The following is a 26,719-nucleotide window of genomic DNA, read 5'->3' as shown; positions in this document are numbered from 1 at the left end:
CAGAATTGGCTTGCGCTGGCGCGTGGGCGCGCTAGCGTCGCGCCATGGTGAAGTGGGTTTTGATAGCACTGCTGATGGCGCAGCCCGTCGCGGCTGAGGTCGTGCAAGGGCGCGCGCGGGTGATTGATGGTGACACGCTCGCCATTGGCGCGGTGCGGGTGCGGTTGCATGGCATTGACGCGCCGGAAAAGGACCAAACCTGCCAAGATCCGGCAGGGCGCGATTGGCGCTGCGGAGCGGCGGCGACGGCGGCTTTGGAGCGGATGACCGCGCGCGGCGACACCCGCTGCGAGGGGGAAGACTATGACCGCTATGATCGGCTGATTGCCGTGTGCCGTGCGGGTGGGCGCAATCTCAATGCCGCGCTGGTGGCGGAGGGCTATGCCGAGGCCTACCGTAAATATGCGCAAGATTATGTGGGTGAAGAACAGGCCGCACGCGCCGCGCAAAAGGGCATTTGGTCCGGCGCGCATCTGAACCCTGAAGCCGCGCGGCGGCAGGCGCGGAAGGGGGCAGCACAACAGCCTCCCGGCGCGTGTTTGATCAAAGGCAATATCTCGCGGTCGGGGCGGATTTTTCACACCACCGCCTCGCGCGATTATGCTGCGACGCGGATTGATCCGTCTAAAGGCGAGCGCTGGTTTTGCACCGAGGCAGAGGCTTTGGCGGCGGGCTGGCGTCCTGTGCATCGTTAAAAATGTTCGCGCTAAACCCTGGGGTGATTTGACACGGGTCAAAGTGCGCGGCGCGGGCTGCCCCTAGGCTTTCCTCATAAACACAAGGGAAGGGGAGCCCAATGTCCAACACGCCGCATACGCTTGGCGAAGATTTTCCGTATGAAATTGATAAGGTCCACAGTTTGAAAGTGGTCAACATCCACTTTGCAAAACTGCTGGAAGACTATGACCAGGTGAACGACAAAGTGCATCGGGCGGAAACGAATGTGGAACCGCTGGAGCATTTTGCCGAAGTCCATCTACGCAAACAGCGCGCGCATATCAAGGACGAAATCGCCTATATGCTGCATCATTCCTGAGCCTGTGAAACCGCCTGAAGCCCCGGTTTCCCGGGGCTTTTTTTGTTTTAGGCCCGAAGCCCCGGTGCTTCGGGGCGTCTTCTCTCAGGCGATATCATAGGGCAGCAGGCCGCGCCGGTTTGGGTCCACCCGTAGGCGGCGTTCCAGCGGCGGGACAGAGCGTTGATGGCAATCGCGCCGCTCGCAAATCCGGCACGAAATCCCAATCGGCTGATAGGCGCGCGGGTTCGTCAGTTCCATATCATCGGCATAAACCAGACCGCGCGCGTGGCTTACCTCACAGCCCAAGCAAATCGCGTAGCGGCGCACCGGGGCGGTGAAACTGCCCCCGGTTTTAGAGACATCGCGCGCAAGGCACAGATAGCGCACGCCATCGGGCGTTTCGGCCAATTGGCGCAAGAACTTGGTCGGTGTTTCAAAGGCTTGGTGCACGTTCCACAGCGGGCAGGCGCCGCCAAAACGGGCAAATTGCAACCGCGTGGCGGAGTGGCGCTTGGTGATCGTGCCCGCCTGATCTACCCGAACGAAAAAGAACGGAATCCCCTTCGCGCCGGGGCGCTGCAGGGTGGAAAGGCGGTGCGCCACCTGTTCGATGCTCGCTCCAAACATATCGGCGAGCCGCTCCAAATCGTGCCGGGTTTCCTGCGCGGCCTCAAGGAAGGCGCGATAGGGCAAGAGCGCCGCGCCCGCGAAATAATTTGCAAGCCCGATCTTGGCGATCTGGCGCGAGGTCTCGGATTGGAAGCGCGCCAAATCAAGCGTCGCCTCCAGCAGTTCGTTTTGCGTCATCAGCGCGACTTGGTGCAAAAGCTGAAACGCCTGCGTCGCGCGGTTGGCATGGGCGGAAAGAAGGATCTTGTCACCTGCACGGCTGCGCAGCTCAGAGATAGAAGCGAATTCCACCTCGATCCCGCGCGCGGCAAGCGCGGCAATCGCGCGGGCAATCGGGTCGCCACGGCTGCCTTGGGGGCAGGCGAAATGCTCTGCCGCGCGGTCCACCGCATCAATGTAGTTGTCGCAATAGTGAAAGAAGTCACGCACTTCTTCCCAAGGGCTGACAACGGTTTGCGCGCCCTCGCGCCCCAAGGCCTCATCCAAAGAGGCAAGCCGTTCATGCGCTTGGCGGTAGGAGCGGTGCAGTTCCAAAAAGGCCCGCGCAAGCGCAGGCGCGTTGGAGGCCGCCAGTCGCAAATCCGCCAAGGGCGGTGCGCCACCATCGGCAAAGACCGGATCGGCCAAAGCCTCGCGCATGTCACTCACCAACCGCTCGGCATCGCCTGCGGAAAGTTCGGTCACATCAAGGCCGAACTCGCCCGCAAGGCCCAAGACCACCGCCGCCGAAACCGGGCGGTGGTTGTTTTCCATCTGATTGAGATAGGGCAGCGACACGCCCAGCCTGTCGGCAAAGGCCTTTTGCGTCAGCCCTAGGCGCGCGCGCGTTTCGCGCAGCTTGACGCCCGCGTAAAGTTTTTGAGTTGCCATCCGCGCCTCCCCCGCGCTTTTGCAAAGCAATTCTACGCTTTGCAAAGCCGGGGCGTCAAATGCCGAGCGCGCGACGGCGGTGCAAAACCCACAGCATCATCAGCACCGAAACGAGCGAGGAGGCGAACATGATCGCCACCAGCCGTAGAACCGAAACCTCAAGCCCGACGAAGTGGGCTGTTAGGCTTGAAAGCGCCGCGCCGCAGCCGATCGACAGTGTTGCCCCAAGGCCCGAGGCGGTGCCTGCAAGTTCGGGGCGCACCGACATCATCCCCGCATTGGCCGAGGGCAGCGCGAGCCCGTTGCCGATGCCCGTGATGGCGACGGTGGTGAAGAAGAAAAGCGGCCCCAGCCCATCGGACAGGGCGGCAATCAGCGCGAGCGCCAGCGCTGCGGTGGCAAGGGCGGTGCCCGCCAGCACCATTTTATCCATGCCCAGCCGCGTCGCAAACCGGCCCGAGACCCAATTACCGATCAGATAGCCGACGGAGGGCAGGGCGAAGTAGTAGCCAATTTCAACGGGGCTCAGGCCAAAGGCTTTCTCGCCCACCAAAGGCGCGCCGCCAAGATAGGCATAAAAGAGCCCCGCAGCGGAGGCCGCCGAAAGCGCATAGCCCCAAAACCGTTGCGAGCGAAACAGCACCGGATAGGCGTTCAATTGCGCACGAAAGCCCAGCCCGCCGCCCGCGACCGTTTCCCCCATATCGCCCCAAACGAGCCAAAACAGCCCCACGCCAGAAGCCGCAAGCACGATCATGTTGGCTTGCCAGCCAAAGGCAGCATCCAGCACGCCGCCCACCACCGGGCCGATCATCGGCACCAAAGACATGCCCATTGTGACATAGCCAATGCGCGAGGCGGCTTCTGGCCCCGGAAACATATCCCGCACCGCAGCACGCGAAATCACGAAGGTGGTGGCGACCACCGCTTGCACGAACCGCGCGGCCAAGAAGGTCTGGGCGGTGGGGGCAAAAAGCGCGGCGACCGAGGCGAGCGTGAAGATTGCCACGACCACCAGCGTCACAGGGCGGCGACCATAGCGGTCTGAAATCGGGCCAATCAAGAACTGCGCCAGCGCCGACATCGCCAAATAGGCCGAGATCGTCAGCTGCATCACGCCATAGTCCACCCCGAAATGCCGCGCCATGCCGGGCAGCGAGGGCAGAAAGATGTTGAGACTAAGCGCCGCAATCCCCGTGGACAGCACGAGGGTGACGATATGCGGGGGCGTGGAGCGGTTGAAAAAAGCCATAAGAATGCCGCTAGGGCGTGCGCGGCAATTTGTCCATTGCGGAAATGTATGCGTCACAAGATTGCCGGGCAGGGGCGCTAAAGCTGTGATATGCCCTTAAAAATGGGGATAAAGGCCGCTTTTGCGGGCAAGGCGCTGGCGGACGGAGCTTTGCAGTGTTGCAATTCGCAATCGCCGGCTTGAGAATAATTTGCAAATTTTCGGAAATCCTCTTGGTAATAATGTTGCGCTCGATTAGGTTGCAGTGAAATTCTCGGAGGGGACCGAAATGAAAGATATTTTGAGCGAGCTGGAAGCCCGCCGCGCGGACGCGCGCCTTGGAGGGGGTGAGCGTCGGATTGAAGCGCAGCACAAGAAGGGCAAGCTGACCGCGCGCGAGCGTATTGAACTGCTGCTCGACGAGGGCTCTTTCGAAGAATTCGACATGTTCAAGGCGCATCGCTGCACCGAATTTGGCATGGAGAAAGAGCATATTCCGGGCGATGGCGTGGTGACCGGCTGGGGCACCGTCAATGGCCGCATGGTCTATGTGTTTTCTCAAGACTTCACCGTCTTTGGTGGCTCGCTGTCGGAAACCCATGCCGAAAAGATCTGCAAGATCATGGATATGGCGATGCAAAACGGCGCGCCGGTGATTGGCATGAACGACTCGGGCGGCGCGCGCATCCAAGAAGGTGTGGCTTCGCTCGCGGGCTATGCCGATGTGTTCCAGCGCAATATCATGGCCTCGGGCGTGGTGCCGCAAATCTCGCTGATCATGGGGCCTTGCGCAGGTGGCGCGGTCTATAGCCCCGCGATGACCGATTTTATCTTCATGGTGCAAGACAGCTCTTACATGTTCGTCACCGGCCCCGATGTGGTGAAAACGGTGACCAATGAGATCGTCACCGCCGAACAGCTGGGCGGCGCGAGCACCCATACCAAGAAAAGCTCGGTCGCCGATGGCGCCTATGAAAACGATGTGGTGGCGATTGCCGAGACCCGCCGCCTGATCGATTTCCTGCCGCTCTCGAACCGCGAAAAAGCGCCGGTGCGGCCCTTCTTCGATTCGGTGGATCGGGTTGAGGAAAGCTTGGATACGCTGATCCCGGCGAACCCGAACATGCCCTATGACATGAAAGAGCTGATCACGAAGATCGCCGATGAGGGCGATTTCTTTGAGATCCAGCGCGATTATGCGGGCAATATCATCACCGGCTTCATCCGGATTGAAGGTCAAACCGTGGGCGTGGTGGCGAACCAGCCGATGGTTCTGGCGGGGTGCTTGGATATCGATTCCAGCCGTAAAGCCGCGCGGTTCGTGCGCTTCTGTGATGCGTTTGAAATTCCGATCCTGACGTTGGTGGACGTGCCGGGCTTCTTGCCGGGGACGGGCCAGGAATATGGCGGCGTGATCAAACACGGCGCGAAACTGCTCTTCGCCTATGGCGAAGCGACGGTGCCGAAAGTCACGGTCATCACCCGTAAAGCTTATGGCGGCGCTTATGACGTTATGGCCTCGAAACACCTGCGCGGGGATTTCAACTACGCTTGGCCGACCGCCGAGATCGCCGTGATGGGGGCCAAAGGCGCGACCGAGATCCTTTACCGCTCGGAACTGGGCGATGTGGAAAAAATCGCCGCGCGCACGAAAGATTATGAAGACCGTTTCGCCAACCCCTTCGTGGCGGCGGAGCGTGGCTTCATCGACGAGGTGATCAAACCCTCGTCGACGCGGCGTCGGGTGGCGCGTGCTTTTGCGAGCTTGCGCTCGAAAAAGCTCACCAACCCGTGGAAGAAACACGACAACATTCCGCTCTGAGGGGCGCGGAATGGGGCGTGGGGCCGGGTATCTCGTCAAAGCCTTGCATGGCGCGGCGTTTGTCGCGCTTGCCTTGGCGGCTGCCCGGCCCGTTTTAGCACAAGAGCCGATCGCGGTGCCTTCGGGCGTGGCGGTGCAGTGGTTCGAGACCTTGCGCGACACGCAAGGGCCGAACGGGCTGACAATCCGGTTTCGCTTCATCGCGCCCGATGTCGCTGGCCCGGATTATGACCCGGATCAGGCAGGCGCGGACCTTGAGGCTTTGTGTAACGGCTATGTGATCCCGCGGTTGCCCGAGATGGGCCCGCAACCCGCCGAGATCGTGCTTGATCTCGCAGACCGCGAAGTGCCGTTTGGCGAACCAAACGAGGACGCGGTGCAATTCTTTGAGGCCTATTCCGTGCAAGACGGGGCCTGTGTTTGGGAGTTCTATTGATGTACGCGCGCGCGTCACAAGGGCAGGGAGGCAGGCAAGGTGCAATGCGCCGGGCCATGGCGCTTTACGCCTTTGGCGCGCCCGAAGCTGGCCGATGCCCGCCTATTGCGTGCAACACCTTGGAAAATCCCCTCTTCTGCGGCGCCGAAAGCCGCGATACGCTGATCCATGGCAGGAATCATTTCTGCCATCACGCCATCTCGGGGGAGGCGCAGGGGAAGACCTTTGCGCATGTCCTTCGCCCGATCAGGAGAGACACATGTCGAAAAAAGCTATCCTCGCCGTTGCGCTCGTTGCTTTCGTCGCCGCTTGCGCGCCGAAGCCGGAACCGGTTGAGCCGGTCACCATCGAGCCGGTTCAAAGCGGCAAATATTGATCTGCATCGGGGGCAAGGTTCGCGCCTTGCCCCCGGCGTTGCGGGGCTGAATCGCCCCTGCGCCTTGTCGAAGGCGGCGCTGATGTGCCATGCCCCCCGCAAAGGAGGCACATCATGCTGAAACACCGTGGTTTTCCGTCCCGTCTTCCGGGCACCGACTTCCAATTCACGATCCGGCGCGCCAATAAACAGGGCGCCACCAAGATCATTCGCCGCGAACGCTACAAAGACCGCAATGCCGCCGACCGGCGCGCAGATGCGGGGTTTGTGGCCGCGCTTTGGAACCATTTTGGCGAAGACCCCTTTGAACGTGGCAATCTGGATGCCGGGCGTCTGAGCTGGCTGATTGGCCGCGAAGTGGTCTGGGCGGAAGAGCCCGCTGATCCCTCTTCCTATGATCAACTCCTGCGGTTGGACCGCAAGCGCGCTGAAGCCGCCTTTCCTGAGGTGTTTGCGGCGCCTGAGTCCTTCCAATGGGAAGATGATGACGACGAGGATTGGGACTGATGCAGGCTGCGGCGCGTGATTTTGAGCAAGATTTTGCCGATTGCGGCAAAAAAGTGCATTCGCGCTTTTGCAATCGCGCCGCGCCTTCCCAAATGAAGGAAAGAGCGGTGCGTTTCGAAGCCGCGCCGCTTTCAAAAGCCCATGCTCTTGGTCTGCGGCCTGACGTGTTGGTCGGGCCGCAGCCTTCCAAAGCCTTGGCCGATGCGCAAGGGTTCGCCTATAGCGCGATTTTTGCCACGACATGTTGCGAAAATCATTTGAGTGAGTCGCGTTCCGCGCTAGATTTGGGGCAGAATACAACCCCGAACGGAGGCAGACACTCATGCGCAAATCCCCCTTCTTCTTCGCCCTTCTTGCCGCGACCGCTTTGGCCGGCTGCATGGAAACGCAAGGCGACCGCGCCATTGCGGGCGCCGCGGCTGGTGCCGTGCTCGCTGACGCGACCGACAACAACGTGCTCGCTGGCGCGGCCATTGGTGCGCTCGCTGGTGGCGCGACCTGCAACGCCGGCATCGGCGCGCCCTGCTACTAATCTTTTTACCGCCGCGCTTTGCGCGGATCGGCCTGTTACGCGTGCCACCGGGGCGAACTGCCCCGGTGGCCGTTTTATTTTCACCAATGACACTGCCATGACCAAGGGGGGCGCGGGGAGAGACGCGCCTGGAGGAAGGGACTGACCATGTTCAAGAAAATCCTGATCGCCAACCGCGGCGAGATCGCCTGCCGCGTGATCAAATCGGCGCGCAAAATGGGCATCCAGACGGTCGCCGTCTATTCCGATGCCGATGCGCAGGCGCTGCATGTGAAGATGGCCGATGAGGCGGTGCATATCGGTCCGCCCCCCGCGAACCAATCTTATATCGTGATCGACAAGATCATGGACGCGATCCGCCAAACCGGTGCGGAAGCGGTGCACCCGGGCTATGGCTTCCTGTCCGAGCGGATGGATTTCGCCGCCGCGCTGGAAAAAGAAGGCGTGGTTTTTGTGGGCCCGCCGAGCCCCGCGATTGAGGCGATGGGCGACAAGATCACCTCGAAAAAACTCGCCCAAGAAGCGGGTGTGAACACCGTGCCGGGCTATATGGGCCTGATTGCCGATGCCGATGAGGCGGTGAAAATCTCCGATCAGATCGGCTATCCGGTGATGATCAAAGCCTCGGCGGGTGGCGGCGGCAAAGGCATGCGGATTGCGTGGAACGCGCAAGAAGCTCGCGAAGGGTTTGAAAGCTCGAAAAACGAAGCCGCAAACAGCTTTGGCGATGACCGGATTTTCATTGAGAAATTCGTCACCCAACCGCGTCACATCGAAATTCAGGTGCTTGCCGACAAACACGGCAACTGCGTCTATCTGCATGAGCGGGAATGCTCGATCCAGCGCCGCAACCAAAAGGTTATCGAAGAGGCGCCCTCGCCCTTCCTTGACCCGGAAACCCGCAAAGCTATGGGCGAGCAAGCCTGTGCGCTGGCCAAAGCCGTGGGCTATACCTCGGCGGGGACGGTGGAATTTATCGTCGATGGCGATCGCAACTTCTACTTCCTTGAAATGAACACCCGCCTTCAGGTGGAACACCCGGTGACCGAACTCATCACCGGCATCGACCTTGTGGAGCAAATGATCCGCGTCGCCGCAGGCGAGCCGCTGCCGTTCACGCAAGAGGACATCACCATCAACGGCTGGGCGATGGAAAGCCGCCTTTACGCCGAAGATCCCTATCGCAACTTCCTGCCCTCGATTGGCCGGTTGACGAAATACAAACCCCCGGTCGAAGGGCCGACGGCGGGCGAGGGGCTCGTGCGCAACGATACCGGCGTCTATGAGGGCGGCGAGATTTCGATGTTCTATGACCCGATGATCGCCAAGCTCTGCACTTGGGGCGAAACCCGCGAAGCCGCGATTGAAGAGATGCGGCTCGCGCTCGATACGTTCGAAGTGGAAGGCATTGGCCACAACCTGCCGTTCTGCGCGGCGGTGATGGACCACCCGCGCTTCGTTTCGGGCAATATCACCACCGCCTTCATCGCCGAAGAATACCCCGAGGGGTTCCACGGTGTGACCTTGGGCATCAGCATGCTGCGCCGCGTGGCCGCCGCCACCGCCGCGATGCACCGCGTCGCCGAAATTCGCCGCACCAAAATCTCGGGCACGTTGGGCAACCATGAACGCCGCGTGGGCGACAAATGGATGGTCTGCTTGCAAGGCGAATGCTTCCCGGTCACCGTCGCGGCCGACAAAAACGGCTCCTCGGTCACCTTTGACGATGATGGCGCTTGCCTGCGCGTGGAAAGCGACTGGACCCCGGGGCAATCGCTCGCCAAGCTTTCCGTGGATGGCACGCCCTTGGTGCTTAAGGTCGGCAAAATCCCGATGGGCTTCCGCATCCGCGTGCGCGGCGCCGATCTTAAGGTTTGGCTGCAAACCCCGCGTCAGCACGAGTTGGCGCAATTGATGCCCGAGAAACTGCCGCCCGATACCTCGAAAATGCTGCTCTGCCCGATGCCGGGTCTGGTGGTGAAGATCGCCGTCGAAGAGGGCGACGAGGTGCAAGAAGGCCAAGCGCTCGCCACCGTCGAAGCGATGAAGATGGAAAACATCCTGCGCGCCGAGCGTAAGGGCGTGGTGAGCAAGATCAACTGCGCCGCGGGCGACTCGCTCAAGGTCGATGATGTGATCATGGAATTTGAATAAGGGCGGGGGGAGTTTTCCCCCTGCAAGACTGTCCAATCCCGGGTGGCGGGGTCCAACCCCCGCCCAGCCCGAAGCGAGGTTCGAGATGACCGACAAGATCGAAAACTGGCGCGCACTGGCCGAAAAAGAGCTGAAGGGCCGCAGCCCCGATAGCCTGAACTGGGAAACCCTCGAGGGGATCACGGTCAAACCGCTTTATACCGAGGCCGATACGGCAGAGCTGTCGCATATGGGCACGCTGCCGGGGATTGCGCCCTTTACCCGTGGGCCGCGCGCCACGATGTATGCGGGGCGCCCGTGGACGATCCGCCAATATGCGGGCTTTTCCACCGCCGAAGAGTCAAACGCCTTCTACCGCAAGGCGCTTGCGGCGGGCCAACAGGGCGTTTCGGTGGCCTTCGACCTTGCCACCCACCGTGGCTATGACAGCGACCACCCGCGCGTGGTGGGCGATGTCGGCAAAGCCGGTGTGGCGATTGACAGCGTTGAGGATATGAAAATCCTCTTCGATGGCATTCCGCTGGAAAAGATCAGCGTTTCCATGACGATGAACGGCGCCGTCATCCCGGTGCTGGCAAACTTCATCGTCACCGGCGAGGAACAGGGCGTGGACCGCAGCCTTTTGTCGGGCACGATCCAAAACGACATCCTCAAAGAATTCATGGTGCGCAACACCTACATCTATCCGCCTGAACCGAGCATGCGGATCATCGCCGATATCATCGAATACACTTCGAAAGAGATGCCGAAGTTCAACTCGATCTCGATTTCGGGCTACCACATGCAAGAGGCGGGCGCGAACCTCGTGCAGGAGCTTGCCTATACGCTCGCCGATGGCCGCGAATATGTGCGCGCGGCCCTAGCGCGGGGCATGGATGTCGACGCGTTTGCGGGGCGCTTGAGCTTCTTCTTCGCCATTGGCATGAACTTCTTCATGGAAGCCGCCAAGCTGCGCGCCGCGCGGCTGCTGTGGCACCGCATCATGTCCGAGTTCAACCCGAAGAAACCGGGCTCGCTGATGCTGCGCACGCATTGCCAAACCTCGGGCGTGAGCTTGCAAGAGCAAGACCCCTATAACAACGTGGTCCGCACCGCCTATGAGGCGATGGCGGCAGCGCTTGGCGGCACGCAGTCTTTGCACACCAACGCGCTGGATGAAGCGATTGCCCTGCCGACAGAGTTCAGCGCCCGGATCGCGCGTAACACGCAGCTGATCTTGCAAGAAGAAACCGGCATCACCAATGTCGTCGATCCGCTGGCGGGCAGCTATTACGTTGAAAGCCTGACCGCTGAATTGGCCGAAAAAGCTTGGGCGCTGATCGAAGAGGTCGAGGCGATGGGCGGCATGACCAAGGCTGTGGCCTCCGGCATGCCGAAACTGCGGATCGAGGAATCGGCGGCCAAGCGCCAAGCGATGATCGACCGTGGCGAAGAAGTCATTGTTGGGGTGAACAAGTATCGTCTCGCCAAAGAAGAGCCGATCGACATTCTCGATATCGACAACGTTGCCGTGCGCGAGGCGCAGGTGGCGCGGCTTACGAAAATGCGCAAGACCCGTGACGAGTTGAAATGTCAGGCGGCGCTCGCCGAACTGACGCGGCGCGCGCAAGAAGGGGGCAACCTTCTGGAAGCCGCCGTCGAAGCGGCCCGCGCGCGGGCCTCGGTTGGGGAGATCTCGATAGCGATGGAAGAAATCTTTGGCCGGCACCGCGCCGAGGTGAAAACGCTCGCAGGCGTCTATGGCGCCGCCTATGAGGGCGATGCGGGCTTTGCTCAAATCCAAGCCGATGTCGATGCTTTTGCCGAGGCCGAAGGCCGCCGCCCGCGGATGTTGGTGGTGAAAATGGGCCAAGACGGGCATGACCGGGGCGCCAAAGTGATTGCTACCGCTTTCGCCGATATCGGCTTTGACGTTGATGTGGGGCCGCTCTTCCAAACGCCGGAAGAAGCCGCGCAAGACGCGATTGATAACGACGTCCATGTGGTGGGCATTTCGAGCCAAGCGGCGGGCCATAAAACGCTTGCGCCGAAGCTGATCGAAGCGCTGAAGGAAAAAGGCGCCGAGGATATCTTGGTGATCTGCGGCGGGGTGATCCCGCAGCAAGATTATGACTTCCTGAAAAAAGCGGGTGTGAAGGCGATCTTCGGGCCGGGCACCAATATCCCCGCCGCTGCGCGCGAAATCCTTGATCTGATCCGCGCCGCGCGCGCCTGATCTGGTCCCAGCCAAAAAACAAAGGGCGCTCCGAACGGGGCGCCCTTTTTCTTTTTAAGGCCCGTGGGACAGGGGTCAGCGACCCCGGCTTATTGCGCCGGTTGCGCTTGTGCCTCGGCGATCTCTTCTTTGGCTTCCTTGGTAAGCGGCGCAAAGCGCAGCACAAAGAAGCCAATCAGCGCCGAGATGAGCGAGCCTGCTAACACCCCAAGCCGCACCGCATTCATCTGTGCGTCTTCTTCAAAGTTCAGCGAACCGATGAACAGCGACATGGTGAAGCCGATCCCGGCAAGCGAGGCGATGCCGTAAAGCTGCAGCCATGTGGTGGCGGCAGGCAACCGCGCAACGCCCGATTTCACCAAAGCATAGCTCGCCCCGAAAACACCAAGCTGCTTGCCGATCACCAGACCGGCGGCAATGCCCAGCGGCAAGGGGGCGAGCAAATCACCAAGCCCGATGCCCTGAAGGCTCACGCCCGCATTCGCCAGCGCAAAAAGCGGCACGATCATAAACATCACATAGGGGTTGAGCGCATGTTCCAGCGAATGCAGCGGCGATTTCCCATAGCGGTCTTTGAGCGGAATGAAGAAGGCGGTGATCACCCCCGCCAGCGTCGCATGGACGCCCGATTTCAGCACCAAGACCCAGAGCACCGCACCCAAGATCAGCGTGGGCGCCACTCGATGCGCGCCGGTGAACAGCCGCAGCGCCATCAGCGCCATCGGAATGAGCGCAAGCGCGAGGTAAATCGGTTTCAGTTCTGCCGTGTAGAAAAGCGCAATCACGATAATCGCGCCAAGGTCATCCAAAATCGCGAGCGTGAGCAGGAACAGTTTCAGCGCGGGCGGCACCCGTTTGCCCAAAAGCGCCACGACCCCAATCGCAAAGGCAATGTCGGTCGCGGTCGGGATTGCCCAGCCCGAAACATGCGCCGGGTCAGACCAGTTGAGCGCCAAATAGATCAACGCAGGCACCGCCATCCCGCCCAAAGCGGCAACGCCCGGCAGCGCCACGTTAGAGGGGGTGCGCAATGCGCCTTGGCGGATTTCATGCTTGAGTTCCAAGCCAACGAGCAGGAAGAAAATCGCCATCAAACCATCGTTGATCCATAAGATCAGCGGTTTGGAAAGCCCGGTATCCCCCAGCGCGATGGTGAACTTGAGGTGCAAAACCTGTGTGTAAAGATCGGCGTAAGAGGAATTGGCCAGCCCCAGCGCCAGTGCCGTGGCGATCATCAAAACGATGCCGCCCGCCGCTTCATGTTGGAATAATTTCTCGATGCGGCTGAGCACGCGCTTGTCCCTCCTGTTGTCTTTGTCTTGTTGAAAAATGGGGGGAAACGCCCGCGTTTCAAGGCAAAATCGACCAAAACGCTTCGGATTGGGGGCGATTTTGCTGCATGTGCAAAGGGGCGTTTCCCCTCAGGCAGCGCGCCTGCAACAGGCAAGAATTTCCTTTATTTTTGACCTGTTCCGCAGATGCAAAAGCCGTTGCGCGGCGCTAAAGTGGCGTTATGGAGCGCAAGCCATCATTATGGGCCCGCATTGGTGAGGCCGTTTCCTCGCTTACCCGCGCCGAAGGGTTGGCGGGCATTTTTGAGCGCACGCCGCCCGAACGCTCGGTGGCCTTCACCATCGCGATCATTGCGCTTGGGGCGAAACTCTCGAAAGCCGATGGGCAAGTGACCCGTGATGAGGTCTCGGCCTTTCGCAACATTTTCCAAATCCCGCCGGGGGAAGAGGCGAATGCCGCGCGCGTCTTTGATATGGCGCGCACCGATGTGGCCGGGTTTGATGCCTATGCCCGCAAGATCGCCGATATGTTCGGGCGCGGCGATCCGATGCTGCAAGACCTGCTGGAGGGGCTTTTTGCCATTGCGATGGCCGATGGCGAATATCACGAAAACGAAGATGCCTTCCTGTCCGAGGTCGCGCGCATCTTTGGCATTGAAGATCTGCATTTCCGCTCGGTCCGGGCTGCCTTTGTGCCAGGTGCGCCGCTCGACCCTTGGTCGGTTTTGGAATTGCCGCCCGGCACCGATATCGACACGGTGAAAGCGCGCTGGAAGACGCTGGTGCGCGAGGCCCATCCCGACCGGGCGATGGCACGCGGCCTGCCGCCCGAAGCGGTGAAACTGGCCGAAGAGCGTGTTGTTGCGCTCAACGAGGCTTGGGCGCAGATCGAAAGCGCCGCCAAGCAATCGGCGCTGTGAATGCGGATTGCCACTTATAATGTGGAATGGTTCACCGCGCTCTTTGATCGGCGCGGGCGGATGCTCGACGATAGCGAGCGCTCCTCGCGCTACGGCGTGACGCGGGCGGAACAATTGGGCGCGCTGGGGATTGTGTTCACCGCGCTTGATGCCGATTGCGTGTTGATTGTTGAAGCCCCCGATAACAACACGCGGCGCAAAACCGTCCCGATGCTGGAGGCCTTTGCCGCCAAATTCGGGCTACGCCAACGCCGTGCCTTGATTGGCTTTGAAAACGACACCCAGCAAGAAATCGCGCTGCTTTATGACCCCGATGCGGTGCAAATCTACCATGACCCCAACCCCGGCACGCCGCTGGCGCCGCGCTTTGATGACAAGCTGGAGATCGACCTCGATATCGACGACACGCTCGATACGGTGACCTTTTCCAAGCCCCCCTTGGAGGCCGTGATTGAGACCCGCACGGGCGGTGCGCTGCGGCTTATTGGCGTGCATATCAAATCCAAAGCGCCGCATGGGGCGCATGATCTGGATACCCAAGTCCGCATCGCAATCGAGAACCGCCGCAAGCAATTGGCGCAATGTCTGTGGCTGCGCCGCCGGGTGGATACGCTTTTGGATGCAGGCGAAAGCCTGATGGTGCTGGGCGATTTCAACGATGGTCCGGGGCTCGATGAATATGAAAAGCTCTTTGGCCGCTCGGGGCTAGAAATCGTTTTGGGCGAAGGGCTTGCGCGCAACCGCCAGCTTTTTGACCCGCATGCGCGGCTTGGCAAAGGCCAGACCGAGGCGCAGCCTGCCTCTGCGCGGTTCTTCATTCCTGACCCGCCGCCGGGCAAGTATTTCTCGGCTATGCTGGATTACATTTTGCTCTCGCCCGATCTGCGGCAGCGCGGCCCGAAATGGCGGATTTGGCATCCGTTTGATGACCCGGCCTGCTACAGCGCGCCCGAATTGCGCGAAGCTTTGCTGCAAGCCTCAGATCATTTTCCGGTCTCGGTAGATATTGCGCTGTAACGCGCTTATATTGGCGCCATGAAACAGCGCATTCTTCTTGCAGGTGTTGCCGCTGCGGCCCTTGGGCTGGGGGGCTGGTTTGCCTTTGCCCAAGATAGCGGACCGCAAATTTTGGAGCCTCCGGGCGAAGAACTAGATCTGCCCGAACCCTCTGGCCGTGATGATATGGCGGCGGGGAAGTCGCTCGTCGAGCGGGGCGCGGAATTGTTCTTGCGCGGGCTTTTGGATGAGGTCTCTCCGCATCTTGATGAGATGCAGCAAGGCTTGGGCGAAGCGGCAGAGGCTTTGGGGCCAAAGTTGAAGCAGGTTTTGGCGCTGATCGACGATATTCGCTATTACAATGCACCTGAGCGGTTGCCGAATGGCGATATTATCATGCGTCGGGTGCCCGGTGCGCCTGAACCGCCGCCGCTTTTGGCGCCCGATGACCGCGCAAAACCGAAAACCGGTTTGCGCGCGCCGATCACCGATCTTTAAGCCACGCCCGGTTAGTCACGCCCGGTGACTTAGGCGCGGCGGCGCGAAACAAACACCGTTTCATTGGCGGCGCCCTGATGCGCGTGATGCGCGACGGTGTTGGAAACCGCAGGTTGCGACGCGGGGGCTTGCATCCCTTGTGCGCTCAGCCGGAAGGCCGAAACCGATTGCGCCAGCGCGGTGGCCTCCCCTTGCAGCGTGCGCACGGCGGCATTCGTTTGCTCGAAGACGGCGGCGTTTTGCTGCGTGGTGCGATCAAGTTCCGTGGTGGCGTTCGAAATCTCGCCAATGCCCGCGGCCGTTTCGCGCGAGGCGGTGACGATCTCGGCAATCTTTTGCGCGACATCTTCCACACCCGCCACGATATCGCGCAGGGCAGCCCCAGAATCGCGCACCAGTTCCACACCGCGCCCGACCGATTGACCTGAGCTTTCAATAAGCCCGGCAATATCGCGCGCCGCTTCCGAGGACCGCTGCGCCAGCGCGCGCACCTCGGAGGCGACAACGGCAAAGCCGCGCCCGGCCTCGCCCGCGCGGGCGGCCTCGACCCCGGCGTTCAGCGCCAGCAGGTTGGTTTGGAAGGCGATGTCGTCGATCACCTGCAAGATTTTGGCGATCGCATCGGAGGAGGTCTTGATCTCATCCATCGCGGCCTCGGCGCGCGTCACAACCTCGCGGCCATTGCCTGCTTTGGCGGAAATCTGATCCACCGCGCCACGCGCCACTTCGGCAGAGCTTGCCGCCGATTTCACCGTGGCGGACATTTGTTCAAGCGCCGAGGCGGTTTGTTCGAGCGTGGCGGCATTGCGCTCGGTGCGCCGCGCAAGGTCATCGGTCGCGCCCGAAATTTCGTTCGAGGTCACATCGACCGAGGTGGCCGAGACGGTGATATTGGTCAGCGTATCGCTCAGGCTGTCGGTCGAATGGTTCATCACCTGCGCGATTTCGGCAAAAATGCCTTGGAAGCTTGTCGGCATGCGGTAGGTAAGATCGCCCTCAGCCAGATGTTCGAGCGCGGTTTGCACCGCAGCCAGCCCATCGGCAGCGGCCTCGCCGATCCGGTTCACGCCATGGCATAGTTCGGCGAAGACACCCTCTTTGTCATCGGTGCGCAGCCGTTGCGAGAAATCCCCCTCGGCGCAGGCGGTGACAACAGCGGCAATCTCTTGCGCGGCGGCATGTTCGCGGGCTTGGCGTGCAGCGGCGTCGCGGCGCTCGGCCTCGGCGGCTTCGGCCTTGGCGCGAGCTTCGGCGGCTTCGCGGTCGGCTTGGGCTTGGCGCTCGGCGGCAGCCCGCTCGGCCTCGGCGGCTTGTTCGGCCTCAAGGCGGCGGCGTTCCAGCATTGCATCGCGGAAGGTGGTCAAAGCGGCCCCGATGGATTGCACCTCGGTCACGCGCGATTGCGGCACAGAAATTTCGGTCGTGCCCGCGGCCAAAGTGCTGACTGCCTCAGAGACAGAGCGCAGCGGCAGCGCGGTGGCGCGGTAAAGCCGCACGGCAGAGATGGTGAGCAGCAAAAGCCCCCAAAGCCCCGCTGCGGCAATGGCTCCGCCTGCGATCATTTTTTGCTTGGCAGAAATCGCGGCGATTTCAGCCCCATCGCTGGTGATCCGGCCACGCAGTTGCGCCAGCGCGGGCAGAACCGTGTGATAGGCGGTATCGCTTGCCTCGCCCATCGCGCGCAGTTTCAACGTGAGATCGGCAAATTGATGGAAGCTGGCTTGATAAGCTTCAATCTTTTTCACCGCGCGGGCGCGGTGTTGGGCCGAAGGATATTTGCTTTCGGGATAGTCGAGGAAGGTCGCCACCTCGGCATCGACCTTGCCGATGTATTTCTGATCTTGCCGCATGATGAAGTCTTTTTCATGCCGACGCAGCATCAAGAGCGTGATCTGAACCTGCGGAACCCCAAGCGTGTTCACAATCTTTTCGGCATCATGGACGGCGGCGCGCAATTCGCCCTCAAGCCCGGTTTCGACGGTCAGACCCAGCGTGCGGCGGGCCTCGGCCAGCGCAGTGAAGCTTTGGCCATAGTCGCCAAGCGGAGCTTTGACCGCGCGCGCATCCTTGGCAATATCGTCATGGCCCAAGCGTTCGGCTTGACCGGCAATGCGGTCAAGCGCGGTGCCAATTTCGTCCAGCAATTCTTGTTGCTGCCCGATCAACTCTTCTTGGCGCAATTCGCGAAACCGCGCCTCGGCATCACGCGCCGCCGCGATATTGCGTTCAACCGCGCCAAGATCATCCTTGAGCCGCGCCACCGCAGCGGCTTGGTCTTGGCCGCGCATATCGACGTAAACCATCGCGCCAAGGGCCCCGGCGACGATGATCGCACACAGGACCACGGTCAGACCCATACGGATCAGGAAAGATGAGAAGGTTCTGGTCTTGCCTTTAGTCGACATACGCACGCTCCGAAAAACTGCGGTGATCGTGCGAAAAACTCGTTAAGACCCGGTGAAGCTAGGTAAGCCTTTTTGTGCGGCAAAACCGCTTTGACGATAAAATGCGGGCTTTTTCGAAGAGATCGGCTTAACCAAGCAGGGCGCAGATCGCGCACCAGCCCAGGATTTCAGCGCATTGCTGCGCCGCGCCAAGCACATCGCCGGTTTGTCCGCCCAAGCGCTGCATGGCGAGACGTGCCACGGCGAGCGCGGCGAGCGTTTCCGCCAGCACGATGGCAAAGAGCGGTAGCCCCAAGAGGAGCGGCCCGGCGATCCCAAGCGCCATCGCCCCCGCAAGCACCACCGGCGTCACACCCGTGGCGCGGTGGCCCATGCCATTGTCGCGCGCGGTGGGCATGGTGGCCATCAAGGCGACCGAGGTCACGCGGGTGCTCATCGCCAAGCCAATCAACGCGGCGCTTGCAACAATGGGGCTAAATCCGGCAAGGAAAGCAAGCGCTTGCCAGCGCAGCCCAAGGCTAAAGACGAGTGCCGCCACACCATAGGTGCCAATGCGGCTGTCGCGCATGATCTCTAGCCGCCGCTCGCGGGTAAAGCCGCCCCAAAAGCCATCGGCACAATCGGCAAGGCCGTCTTCATGCAGTGCGCCGGTCATCATCACCTGCGCGCCAAGCGCAAGCCCCGCCGCGACGCTGGGCGGCACCCCAAAAGCGAGTGCAAGGGCCAGAACGGCTGAGGCCAAAACCCCCAGCACCAGCCCGGCCAGCGGGAAGGCCCAAGCGGCCTCCCCCAATCTTGGCGCCGGGTCGGGCAGGCGGGGGGCGGGCAGGCGCGTAAGCAACACCACCGCCAAAAGCGCCTCGGTCGCGCGGGCGCGCAGCCAGCCCGGTTTTGCCTGCCCTTGCTCGGTCATCAGCCTTCGCTCACGCCAGCTTCGGCAAAGGTCGCCATGCCGTTGTGGCATTCAAGCGCCGCACGCACGACCCCAAGCGCGAGCGCCGCGCCAGTGCCTTCGCCTAGGCGCATATCCATTTGCATCAGCGCGCGTTTGCCCATCGCTTCCAGCATCAGGCGGTGGCCCGGTTCGGCCGAGGAATGGCCCACAACGCAGTGGTCCAGCAGGCGCGGGTCCACTTTGTAAAGCGTGCCCGCCGCCGAGGTGCAGATGAAGCCATCCAAAATCACCGGGATGCGCGCCGCACGCGCGCCCAAAATAGCCCCGCACATCGCGGCCTGTTCACGGCCCCCCAGCGCGGCCAGCGTTTCCATGCCGCCAAGGCCCGAATGCAGCGCCAAGCCTTTGTCCACGACGGCGATTTTGCGTTTGATCCCCTCGGCATCCGAGCCGGTGCCGGGGCCAACCCAATCCACCGCCGGGCCACCAAAGACTGCCGCCGCGAGGGCGGCCGCAATGGTCGAGTTGCCCACGCCCATTTCGCCAATGATCAGCGCATCGGCATCGGTATCAACCGAGGCAAAGCCCACATTGAGAGCGGCAATCGTTTCCGCCTCGGTCATCGCCGGGGCGGTGGTGAAATCTTGGGTCGGGCGGTCGAGGTCGAGTTTGACCACTTTGAGCTCTGCCCCCGCCGCGCGGCACAGCTGGTTGATGCCCGCGCCACCGGCCTCAAAGTTGGCGACCATTTGCACGGTCACTTCTTGCGGGAAGGGGGCCACACCATGCACGCAAATGCCGTGGTTGCCGGCAAACACAATGCCTTGCGCTTTCTTGATCTCGGGGCGCACGGTGCCGCGCCACGCCGCCCAATGCAGCGCGAGTTCTTCCAGACGGCCCAGCGAGCCTTGCGGTTTGGTCAGGCTGTCTTGGCGGGCCTGCGCTTCGGCCCGGATGGCCTCATCGGCGGCGGGCAGACGGTCGGCCAGCGTGGCAAATTCGGCAAAAGATTCAAACGGCTGCATCGTGGCTCACTTCACTTTCATTGGCAGGCCCGCAACGGTGAAGATGACCTCATCCGCCGCTGCTGCGACCCATTGGTTAAGATATCCCGCCGCATCGCGGAAGTCTCGGGCAAGGCGGTTGTCGGGCACGATGCCCAGCCCCACCTCATTGGTTACAAACACGACCGGAGACGCCAGATCGGGCAGCGTTGCAACGAGTGCCTTTGCCGCAGTTTCCCAATCTTTCTCGCCCAGCATCAAATTGGTGAGCCACAGCGTCAGGCAATCCACCAAGCGCGGGGCGGTGTCCGTTTCGCGCAAAACTTTCACAAGATCGAGAGGTTCGGCATGGGTGACCCATTCTGGGCCGCGCCGGGCCTGATGCGCGGCGATCCGGGCTTCCATTTCGTCATCCCATGCCTGCGCGGTGGCGATGTAATGCGCGGGCGTTCCCATTTCGAGTGTGCGCGCCTCGGCATAAGTGCTTTTGCCCGAGCGCGCGCCGCCGGTCACCAGAAGGATGCGTGCCATGGGAAGCCTTGCCTCTTGTTCCTTGCGCGGCAACAAAGCAGAAAGGGCGGCGAGTTTGAAGGAGAAATGCGACCATGGGGGCGAACGCTGCGACGGAGCTTTTGCTGATCCGCCATGCGCCTGCGGCCAATGGCGGCTGTTTGGCTGGGCGGCGCGATGTGCCCGCCGATTTGCCAGAGGAAGCCGTGATCGCGGCCACCGTCGCGGCGCTTGGCGAGGAGGTGCAATTGGTGGCGAGCCCCGCGCTGCGGTGTCAGCAAACCGCGGCGGCGCTTTTTCCAAACACCACACCCAGCTTTGACGAGCGGCTTTGGGAGCAAGATTTTGGCGCTTGGGAAGGCGTGCCGTTCAAAGACCTGCCCGATATTGGCCAAATGACGCGGGAGGCTTTGGCGCATCACCGCCCGCCGGGGGGGGAAAGTTTCGCCGATCAATGCGCGCGCGTGCATCCGGCGCTGACCGATCTGGCGGGGCAGGGTGGGCGGATTGCCGTTGTCGCCCATGCCGGTGTGGTGCGCGCGGCGCTTTCACTGGCGATGGGGCATCTCGCCTCTGGCCTTGCCTTTGATGTCTCGCCGTTTTCCGTCACCAAGTTGTTGGCTTTGCCGAATGGGCATTGGGTCATTTCCAACGTCAACCGGACCTTTGGATGAGACCGGCCCTGCACCTTCCGGGCCATTTTGGCGAATGGCTGCAAGGGCGGCTTGGTCCCGATGGGCCGGTGGTGCTGGTGACGGTCGCCGCGCCCGAACTGGGGCTAGAGGCGTTTTACCACCCCCGGCGCGGGCTTTCGGTGCAAGGCGCAGGGCTCAGCCCAGAACGCGCGCGACGGTTTCTGGCGCGGTTGGGGCTAAAGCTACAGGGCCAAGTCGTTTTGCGCCCCTGCGTGGCACCGGGCCTTGGCACGGGGGTTTCCACCGCCTCGCTTGTTGCCCTTGCGCATCTGGCCGGATGGGAAGGCCCGCCCGAGGTTTTGGCGCAGGCCTGCATCGCGGCGGAGGGGGCGAGCGATCCGACCATGTTCGCCGCGCCGGATCGGCTGCTGTGGGCCTCGCGGCAGGGGCAGGGGCTTGGCACGCTGCCCAGACTGCCGCGCTATGAGATTTTGGGCGGGTTTTGCGGTGGCCCCGCGCGGACGGTGGCGGCGGATACCCGCTTTGCCGATATTGCCGACCTTGTTGCGCGCTGGCAAAGGGCCGAAGATTTGGCGAGTTTTGCCGCGCTTGCGTCCGAAAGTGCCGCGCGCTGCACGGCGTTGCGCGGGCCCGCGGGCGAAGATGTCTCTGCGCTGGTCGCAAAGCTCGGCGCGCTTGGCTGGATGCGCGCGCATACCGGCGCGGCGCGGGGGCTGATTTTCGCGCCGGGCACCGTGCCCGCGGGGGCCGAGGCGGTGCTGCGCGGCGCAGGCTGGCGCGGGGTCTTGCGCCTGCAGGGGGGAGAGAGATGAACTTTGCCGCAATGATGCTTGTCGCCATCGCGCTCGACCTCGCGCTTGGCTGGCCTGCGGTGCTGTATAACCGCATCGGCCATCCGGTCACTTGGATCGGCGCGCTGATCACGCGGCTTGATAAGGCGTGGAACACGGGCGCGCAGCGCAAGGCCAAAGGCGTGGCGGCGGCGGCGGTGGTGATTTTGCTTACCTGGGCAATAGCACATATTTGTCAAAGCCTTCTGCCGCAAAGTTGGGTTGGCATTGTGATCGGTGGTGTGCTGGCTTGGCCGCTGGTTGCGTTGCGTTCCATGCATGATCATGTGGCCGCTGTCGCCAAACCGCTTTTGGTGGGCGATCTCGCGGGCGCGCGCCACGCGGTTTCGATGATCGTGGGGCGCGATCCCGCGCAGTTGGATGAGGCGGGGGTGGCGCGTGCTGCCCTTGAAAGCTTGGCCGAGAACAGCTCGGACGGGATCATCGCGCCCTTGTTTTGGGGCTGCGTGGCAGGGCTGCCGGGCATTGCCGCCTATAAGGCGATCAACACGCTCGATTCGATGATCGGCCATCGCACGCCGCGCCATGAAGAGTTTGGTTGGGCCTCTGCCAATATCGACGACATGGTGAACCTGATCCCCGCGCGGCTGACAGGGGTGCTGTTTGGCGTCGCTTCGGGCAAGCGCGCGGCGCAGGCGCTTGATATCATGCAACGCGATGCCCGCGCGCATCGCTCCCCCAATGCGGGCTGGCCCGAGGCGGCCATGGCCGGGGCGCTCGATATTCGCCTGTCTGGCCCGCGCATCTATGGGGACCGCGTGACCGAGGAGCCGTGGCTTAATGGCGCGGCCCCCGACCCCAGCCCCGAAACGCTGGCGCGGGGTCTTGCACTTTACATCCGTGCCATGGCAGGGGCGGGGGCACTGATTGCCCTTGCGGCACTGCTTTGGAGGTTTGCGTGAGCCAAGATCAGGCGCGCGATCACGGCGGCAATATCGATGCCGCCAAGGCCCGCTTTGGCGGGGCGGATTGGATCGACTTGTCCACCGGCATCAACCGCGTGCCCTATCCGCTGTGCGATCTGCCCGGCGAGGTCTGGACGGGCCTGCCTACCGCCACGCAAAAAGCCGCGCTGATCACCGCCGCGCAACGGGCCTTTGACACCACGGCCCCCGGCGTGGCGCTTGCAGGTGCGCAACAGGCCATTCAACTGGTGCCGCGCCTCACCGCGCCGGGCCATGCCAAGGTTTTGGCCCCCACCTATAACGAACATGCGGGCGCCTTGCGCGGCGCGGGCTGGAAGGTGACAGAAGTCCCCCGGTTTGAAGACTTGGCGGGCGCTGACCTTGCCGTGGTCGTCAACCCCAACAACCCCGATGGCCGGGTGATCGCGCCCGAGGCCTTGCAGGCACTTTCGCCAAAAGTGGGGCGGCTTATCGTCGATGAAAGCTTTGCCGATGCGACGCCCGAAATCTCGCTGGTCGATCAAGCGGGCGGCAATCTGATCGTGCTGCGCTCGTTCGGTAAGTTCTATGGGCTCGCCGGGTTGCGGCTTGGCTTTGCCTTTGGCGCGGCCGAGACCATCGCGGAACTGTCCGATATGGCGGGGCCGTGGCCCGTTTCGGGCCCTGCGCTCGAAATTGGCGCGCACGTGCTGGCAGACACCGCTTGGGCCGCGGCCACCACCGCGCGGCTTGGCGAAGAAGTCGTGCAAATTGATGCACTTGCCAAAGCGGCGGGGTGGGCGCTGATCGGCGGCACGGCGCTCTTTCGCACCTTTGCCACGCCCGACGCGGTGGCCGCGCAAGAAAAGCTTGCCCGCGCGCAAATCTGGAGCCGCATCTTCCCCTATTCGCAACACTGGCTGCGGCTGGGCCTGCCCGGCTCCGCCGCCGAATGGACCCGACTGGAAAAGGTTTTAACCGATGGACTTTGACCAACCCCACCGCGATGCCCTGCAAGAGGTTTTGCGCTGGCGCCGCGATGTGCGCCATTTCCGCCCCGATCCGATCTCTGAAGAGGTGATCGACCGTTTGCGCGCCACGATGGATATGGCGCCGTCTGTTGGCAATGCGCGCCCGTGGCGGGTGTTGCGCATCGACAGCCCCGAGATCCGCGCCAAGGTGCTGGCCAATTTCAATGCCGCGCGCGACGCGGCGGGCGGGGCCTATGAAGGCGATCAGGCGGAGGCTTACGCGAAACTGAAGCTGCAAGGCATCGACCAAGCGCCGCTGCAACTCGCCGTCTTCACTCACCGCGACCCGCAAGCGGGCCACGGGCTGGGCCGCGCCTCGATGCCGGTAACGCTGCAACAATCCACCGCAATGGCGATCCATACGCTGTGGCTGGCGGCACGTGCGGAAAACCTTGGCCTTGGCATGGTTTCGGTGCTGGACCCGAAAGCGGTGGAAGAATTGCTTGAAACCCCGCCCGAATGGGAATTCACCGCGTGGCTGTGCATCGGCACGCCCGAGTTCACCGATGACACGCCGCTTCTGCACCGCGCGGGCTGGCAAGAAAACCTGCCCACCGATTGGGAAGTGCGCTAAGGCGCAAAAGGCCGCGCCTGATCCAAAGGGCGCGGCTTTCGCTTGCGGCGGGTTACCGCGCCAAGGCCAAGAGCCCCTCTACATCCAGATGCTCTTCCATATGGTCGGCGAGCGCTTCCAACGTGGCCTCCACCCCGACCGCATGGCTTTGGCCCGAGGCGGCAATGCCAAGGCCCTGCAAAAACGCGGCGCGGAAGGCATCGGCAGAAAACATCCCGTGCAAATAGCTGCCCGTTATCCTGCCATTGGCCGAAATCGCACCCTCTGCCTGGCCCTCAATCCGCGCAAAGGGGCGGGCGCGGTCCGCGCCCTCGGTCTTGCCAATGTGAATCTCATAGCCTTCAACATCAAGCCCGGTGGGCGCATGGGTGGCGCGGGTGCGGGTCAGGCGCTTGTCGGGGGTCATCACCGTGTCGACGTCCAACAGCCCCAGCCCCGGCGTGGTGCCCGGCGCGCCTTCAATGCCATCGGGGTCGGCGACCGAGCGGCCCAGCATCTGATAGCCACCACAAATGCCCAGCACATGACCGCCGCGCCGCACATGCGCTTGCAGGTCAATGTCCCAGCCCTGATCGCGTAAAAACGCCAGATCGCCGCGCGTGGATTTGGAGCCGGGGACTATCACCAGCTTCGCCTCGCAAGGGATCGGCTGGCCCGGCGTGACCATCACCAAATCCACCCCCGGCTCGGCGGCAAGCGGGTCAAGGTCATCAAAATTCGCAATCCGCGAGAGCGCAAGGCAGGCGATCACGGTACCCCCCGATGTGCGCCCCGAGCCAAGATCCAGCGCATCTTCGGCAGGCAGCAAATGCGCTTGGCGAAACCACGGCAAGGTGCCAAAGCCGTGCCAGCCGGTGCGGGCTTCGATGAGCCGATAGCCATCGTCAAACAGCGATACATCGCCCCGGAACTTATTGATCAGAAAACCAGAAATCATCGCGGCATCGTCTGGATCCAGCACCGCTTGCGTGCCGATGATCTGCGCAATCACACCGCCCCGGTCAATATCGCCCGCCAGCACCACCGGCACATTGGCCGCGCGCGCAAAGCCCATATTGGCGATATCGCCTTGGCGCAGGTTGACCTCCGCCGGGCTGCCCGCGCCTTCGACGATCACCAGATCATGGCTGGCTTTCAGCCGCTCAAAACTCTCCAGCACAGCGCCCATTAGCTGCGGTTTGAGCCCCGCATAATCGCGCGCCTTGGTGGTTGTGAGCCGCTTGCCTTGCACCACGACCTGCGCGCCCACATCAGTCTCGGGCTTGAGCAAGATCGGGTTCATATCGACCATCGGTTCGAGCCCGCAAGCGAGCGCCTGAAGCGCCTGCGCACGGCCAATCTCGCCCCCATCCGCCGTCACGGCGGCATTGTTGGACATATTTTGCGGCTTGAACGGCGCAACCTTCAGCCCCCGCCGCTTTGCCGCGCGGCACAACCCCGCCACCAGCATCGACTTGCCGACGTTTGAGCCAGCGCCTTGGATCATCAGGGATTTCATGCCCGGCCTCCGGTTGTGTTGTACGTTTGGGAGCCTCCGGCGGAGGTATTTTGTGCCAAGAAGAAAGGGGCGCGGCAAATATTATAGCGGCGCTGCGCCTTGGGCCGCCGCAGCGGGGAAGACGCAGCGCTTTCTCCTTGGGCGGTCATCGGGACCTCTCCCTGTACCGCAGTCAAAGCCTCACAAAGCAAGGTTAACGACTCCTTAACGTGCCCGTTTCTTCTTGGCCGAAATACCTCGGGGGTCTGGGGGCCGCGCCCCCAGCCGTTGCCTTAAAACTCCACGCCCGCTTGCCCTTTGATGCCCGAGCGGAACGGGTGTTTGATCTGCCCCATCTCGGTCACCAGATCGGCCAGCTCTATCAACTCGGGCGCGGCATTGCGGCCCGTCAGCACGACATGGGTCATTTCGGGTTTTTCGTCGCGCAAGAAGGCAAGCACCTCGTCGCGGTCAAGATAATCATAGCGCAGCGCGATATTGATCTCGTCCAAAAGCACCATGCGGATCTCGGGGTTGCGGATCAGCTCTTTCGCCTTTTCCCACCCCGCTTTTGCCGCCGCCACATCGCGTTCGCGGTCTTGGGTTTCCCAAGTGAAACCCTCGCCCATCGCGTAGAACTGGCACAGATCGCCAAAATGGGTGGTCAGCAAGCGCCGCTCGCCCGTGTCCCAAGCGCCTTTGATGAATTGCACTACCGCGCAGGGCATTTCATGCGCGATGCAGCGCAGAATCATCCCAAAACCAGAGGAGCTTTTGCCCTTGCCAGAGCCGGTATGGACGATGATCAGCCCCTTTTCGCCGGACTTGCCCGCCATGATCTTATCGCGTGCGGCCTTTTTCTTCGCCATCTTCGTGGCATGCCGGGCCAGATCGTCGGGTTTCTCTTCCGGGGCGCTGTCGTTTTCAGACGTCAT

Annotated in this window: 26 protein-coding genes; 16 read left to right on the top strand and 10 right to left on the bottom strand. The window is 62.2% G+C overall.

The window, feature by feature from the left end:
* Positions 1-44: 44 nt before the first annotated feature.
* Positions 45-695 (top strand): thermonuclease family protein, encoded by a 651-nt coding sequence (locus tag CRO18_RS05785; protein WP_076483242.1) that lies wholly within the window; start codon positions 45-47, stop codon positions 693-695.
* 101 nt (positions 696-796) lie between these two features.
* The gene (locus CRO18_RS05780; RefSeq protein ID WP_076483243.1) at positions 797-1,036 is read left to right on the top strand and encodes a YdcH family protein; all 240 of its coding nucleotides are present in this window, start codon (positions 797-799) and stop codon (positions 1,034-1,036) included.
* 84 nt (positions 1,037-1,120) lie between these two features.
* Here CRO18_RS05780 and CRO18_RS05775 read toward each other — a convergent pair whose 3' ends face one another.
* A complete protein-coding gene (locus CRO18_RS05775; RefSeq protein ID WP_097081565.1) occupies positions 1,121-2,518 on the bottom strand; it encodes a short-chain fatty acyl-CoA regulator family protein in 1,398 nt (465 codons plus the stop codon).
* Between the two features lie 55 nt (positions 2,519-2,573).
* On the bottom strand, positions 2,574-3,770 hold the full coding sequence (locus CRO18_RS05770) for a multidrug effflux MFS transporter (protein WP_097081384.1): 1,197 nt from the start codon (positions 3,768-3,770) through the stop codon (positions 2,574-2,576).
* Between the two features lie 268 nt (positions 3,771-4,038).
* On the opposite strand from CRO18_RS05770, the gene CRO18_RS05765 reads away from it, so the two are divergent.
* Positions 4,039-5,571: an acyl-CoA carboxylase subunit beta gene (locus CRO18_RS05765; RefSeq protein WP_076483245.1), complete on the top strand. Its 1,533-nt coding sequence runs from the start codon at positions 4,039-4,041 to the stop codon at positions 5,569-5,571.
* Positions 5,572-5,581: 10 nt separating this feature from the next.
* Positions 5,582-6,007: a DUF6497 family protein gene (locus tag CRO18_RS05760; RefSeq protein WP_097081383.1), complete on the top strand. Its 426-nt coding sequence runs from the start codon at positions 5,582-5,584 to the stop codon at positions 6,005-6,007.
* Between the two features lie 14 nt (positions 6,008-6,021).
* Here the strand turns inward: CRO18_RS05760 and CRO18_RS18765 are convergent, their stop codons facing one another.
* Entirely contained in the window at positions 6,022-6,198 is a 177-nt protein-coding gene (locus CRO18_RS18765) for a hypothetical protein (protein WP_170952565.1), read from the bottom strand.
* 299 nt (positions 6,199-6,497) lie between these two features.
* Here CRO18_RS18765 and CRO18_RS05745 point away from each other — a divergent pair, with 299 nt between their 5' ends.
* The 4 genes from CRO18_RS05745 (at position 6,498) to scpA (ending at position 11,791) form a co-directional block, all read left to right on the top strand.
* Positions 6,498-6,890: a hypothetical protein gene (locus tag CRO18_RS05745; RefSeq protein ID WP_076483246.1), complete on the top strand. Its 393-nt coding sequence runs from the start codon at positions 6,498-6,500 to the stop codon at positions 6,888-6,890.
* Positions 6,891-7,212: 322 nt separating this feature from the next.
* Positions 7,213-7,422, top strand: a complete 210-nt coding sequence (locus CRO18_RS05740; RefSeq protein WP_076483247.1) for a lipoprotein — start codon at positions 7,213-7,215, stop codon at positions 7,420-7,422.
* A gap of 147 nt (positions 7,423-7,569) precedes the next feature.
* Positions 7,570-9,576: an acetyl/propionyl/methylcrotonyl-CoA carboxylase subunit alpha gene (locus CRO18_RS05735; RefSeq protein ID WP_076483248.1), complete on the top strand. Its 2,007-nt coding sequence runs from the start codon at positions 7,570-7,572 to the stop codon at positions 9,574-9,576.
* Between the two features lie 85 nt (positions 9,577-9,661).
* A complete protein-coding gene (gene scpA, locus CRO18_RS05730; RefSeq protein ID WP_076483249.1) occupies positions 9,662-11,791 on the top strand; it encodes a methylmalonyl-CoA mutase in 2,130 nt (709 codons plus the stop codon).
* 89 nt (positions 11,792-11,880) lie between these two features.
* Here scpA and nhaA read toward each other — a convergent pair whose 3' ends face one another.
* Positions 11,881-13,083: a Na+/H+ antiporter NhaA gene (nhaA, locus tag CRO18_RS05725; RefSeq protein WP_097081380.1), complete on the bottom strand. Its 1,203-nt coding sequence runs from the start codon at positions 13,081-13,083 to the stop codon at positions 11,881-11,883.
* Between the two features lie 221 nt (positions 13,084-13,304).
* On the opposite strand from nhaA, the gene CRO18_RS05720 reads away from it, so the two are divergent.
* Genes CRO18_RS05720 through CRO18_RS05710 form a run of 3 tightly spaced genes read left to right on the top strand, consistent with a single transcriptional unit; the run spans position 13,305 to position 15,497 of the window.
* A complete protein-coding gene (locus CRO18_RS05720) occupies positions 13,305-14,003 on the top strand; it encodes a TerB family tellurite resistance protein (protein ID WP_076483251.1) in 699 nt (232 codons plus the stop codon).
* Positions 14,004-15,020 carry an endonuclease/exonuclease/phosphatase family protein gene (locus CRO18_RS05715; RefSeq protein ID WP_097081379.1) on the top strand — a complete coding sequence of 339 codons (1,017 nt, stop codon included), beginning with the start codon at positions 14,004-14,006 and terminating at the stop codon, positions 15,018-15,020. It begins immediately after the preceding gene.
* Positions 15,021-15,038: 18 nt separating this feature from the next.
* On the top strand, positions 15,039-15,497 hold the full coding sequence (locus tag CRO18_RS05710; RefSeq protein WP_076483253.1) for a hypothetical protein: 459 nt from the start codon (positions 15,039-15,041) through the stop codon (positions 15,495-15,497).
* Positions 15,498-15,526: 29 nt separating this feature from the next.
* Here the strand turns inward: CRO18_RS05710 and CRO18_RS05705 are convergent, their stop codons facing one another.
* From CRO18_RS05705 to cobU, 4 genes are all read right to left on the bottom strand, one after another.
* Positions 15,527-17,902, bottom strand: coding sequence for a methyl-accepting chemotaxis protein (locus CRO18_RS05705; protein WP_102026114.1), 2,376 nt, complete (start codon positions 17,900-17,902; stop codon positions 15,527-15,529).
* 127 nt (positions 17,903-18,029) lie between these two features.
* A complete protein-coding gene (cobS, locus tag CRO18_RS05700) occupies positions 18,030-18,815 on the bottom strand; it encodes an adenosylcobinamide-GDP ribazoletransferase (RefSeq protein WP_097081377.1) in 786 nt (261 codons plus the stop codon).
* Entirely contained in the window at positions 18,815-19,822 is a 1,008-nt protein-coding gene (cobT, locus tag CRO18_RS05695; protein ID WP_076483256.1) for a nicotinate-nucleotide--dimethylbenzimidazole phosphoribosyltransferase, read from the bottom strand. The genes cobS and cobT overlap by 1 nt, the downstream gene beginning before the upstream one ends.
* Before the next feature lie 6 nt (positions 19,823-19,828).
* A complete protein-coding gene (gene cobU, locus CRO18_RS05690; RefSeq protein ID WP_097081376.1) occupies positions 19,829-20,332 on the bottom strand; it encodes a bifunctional adenosylcobinamide kinase/adenosylcobinamide-phosphate guanylyltransferase in 504 nt (167 codons plus the stop codon).
* A gap of 74 nt (positions 20,333-20,406) precedes the next feature.
* On the opposite strand from cobU, the gene CRO18_RS05685 reads away from it, so the two are divergent.
* The 5 genes from CRO18_RS05685 to bluB are packed head-to-tail and all read left to right on the top strand — an operon-like array spanning position 20,407 to position 24,307.
* The gene (locus CRO18_RS05685) at positions 20,407-20,985 is read left to right on the top strand and encodes a histidine phosphatase family protein (protein WP_097081375.1); all 579 of its coding nucleotides are present in this window, start codon (positions 20,407-20,409) and stop codon (positions 20,983-20,985) included.
* Positions 20,982-21,779, top strand: coding sequence for a propanediol utilization protein (locus CRO18_RS05680; RefSeq protein ID WP_097081374.1), 798 nt, complete (start codon positions 20,982-20,984; stop codon positions 21,777-21,779). The genes CRO18_RS05685 and CRO18_RS05680 overlap by 4 nt, the downstream gene beginning before the upstream one ends.
* Positions 21,776-22,720 (top strand): adenosylcobinamide-phosphate synthase CbiB, encoded by a 945-nt coding sequence (gene cbiB, locus CRO18_RS05675; RefSeq protein ID WP_097081373.1) that lies wholly within the window; start codon positions 21,776-21,778, stop codon positions 22,718-22,720. The genes CRO18_RS05680 and cbiB overlap by 4 nt, the downstream gene beginning before the upstream one ends.
* A complete protein-coding gene (gene cobD / locus CRO18_RS05670) occupies positions 22,717-23,694 on the top strand; it encodes a threonine-phosphate decarboxylase CobD (RefSeq protein ID WP_097081564.1) in 978 nt (325 codons plus the stop codon). Before cbiB ends, cobD begins: the two co-directional genes overlap by 4 nt.
* Positions 23,684-24,307: a 5,6-dimethylbenzimidazole synthase gene (gene bluB, locus CRO18_RS05665; RefSeq protein ID WP_076483261.1), complete on the top strand. Its 624-nt coding sequence runs from the start codon at positions 23,684-23,686 to the stop codon at positions 24,305-24,307. The genes cobD and bluB overlap by 11 nt, the downstream gene beginning before the upstream one ends.
* Before the next feature lie 52 nt (positions 24,308-24,359).
* Here the strand turns inward: bluB and CRO18_RS05660 are convergent, their stop codons facing one another.
* Together CRO18_RS05660 and cobO are read right to left on the bottom strand one after the other, a co-directional pair.
* Positions 24,360-25,805: a cobyric acid synthase gene (locus tag CRO18_RS05660; protein WP_097081372.1), complete on the bottom strand. Its 1,446-nt coding sequence runs from the start codon at positions 25,803-25,805 to the stop codon at positions 24,360-24,362.
* 272 nt (positions 25,806-26,077) lie between these two features.
* Positions 26,078-26,719 carry a cob(I)yrinic acid a,c-diamide adenosyltransferase gene (cobO, locus tag CRO18_RS05655; RefSeq protein ID WP_076483263.1) on the bottom strand — a complete coding sequence of 214 codons (642 nt, stop codon included), beginning with the start codon at positions 26,717-26,719 and terminating at the stop codon, positions 26,078-26,080.

Origin of the sequence: Rhodobacter sp. JA431 (assembly GCF_900217725.1) — a bacterium.
Lineage (GTDB): Bacteria > Pseudomonadota > Alphaproteobacteria > Rhodobacterales > Rhodobacteraceae > Rhodobacter > Rhodobacter aestuarii.
Note: the sequence above shows the minus strand (reverse complement) of the source record. Positions and strands in the feature narration are given on the sequence as shown.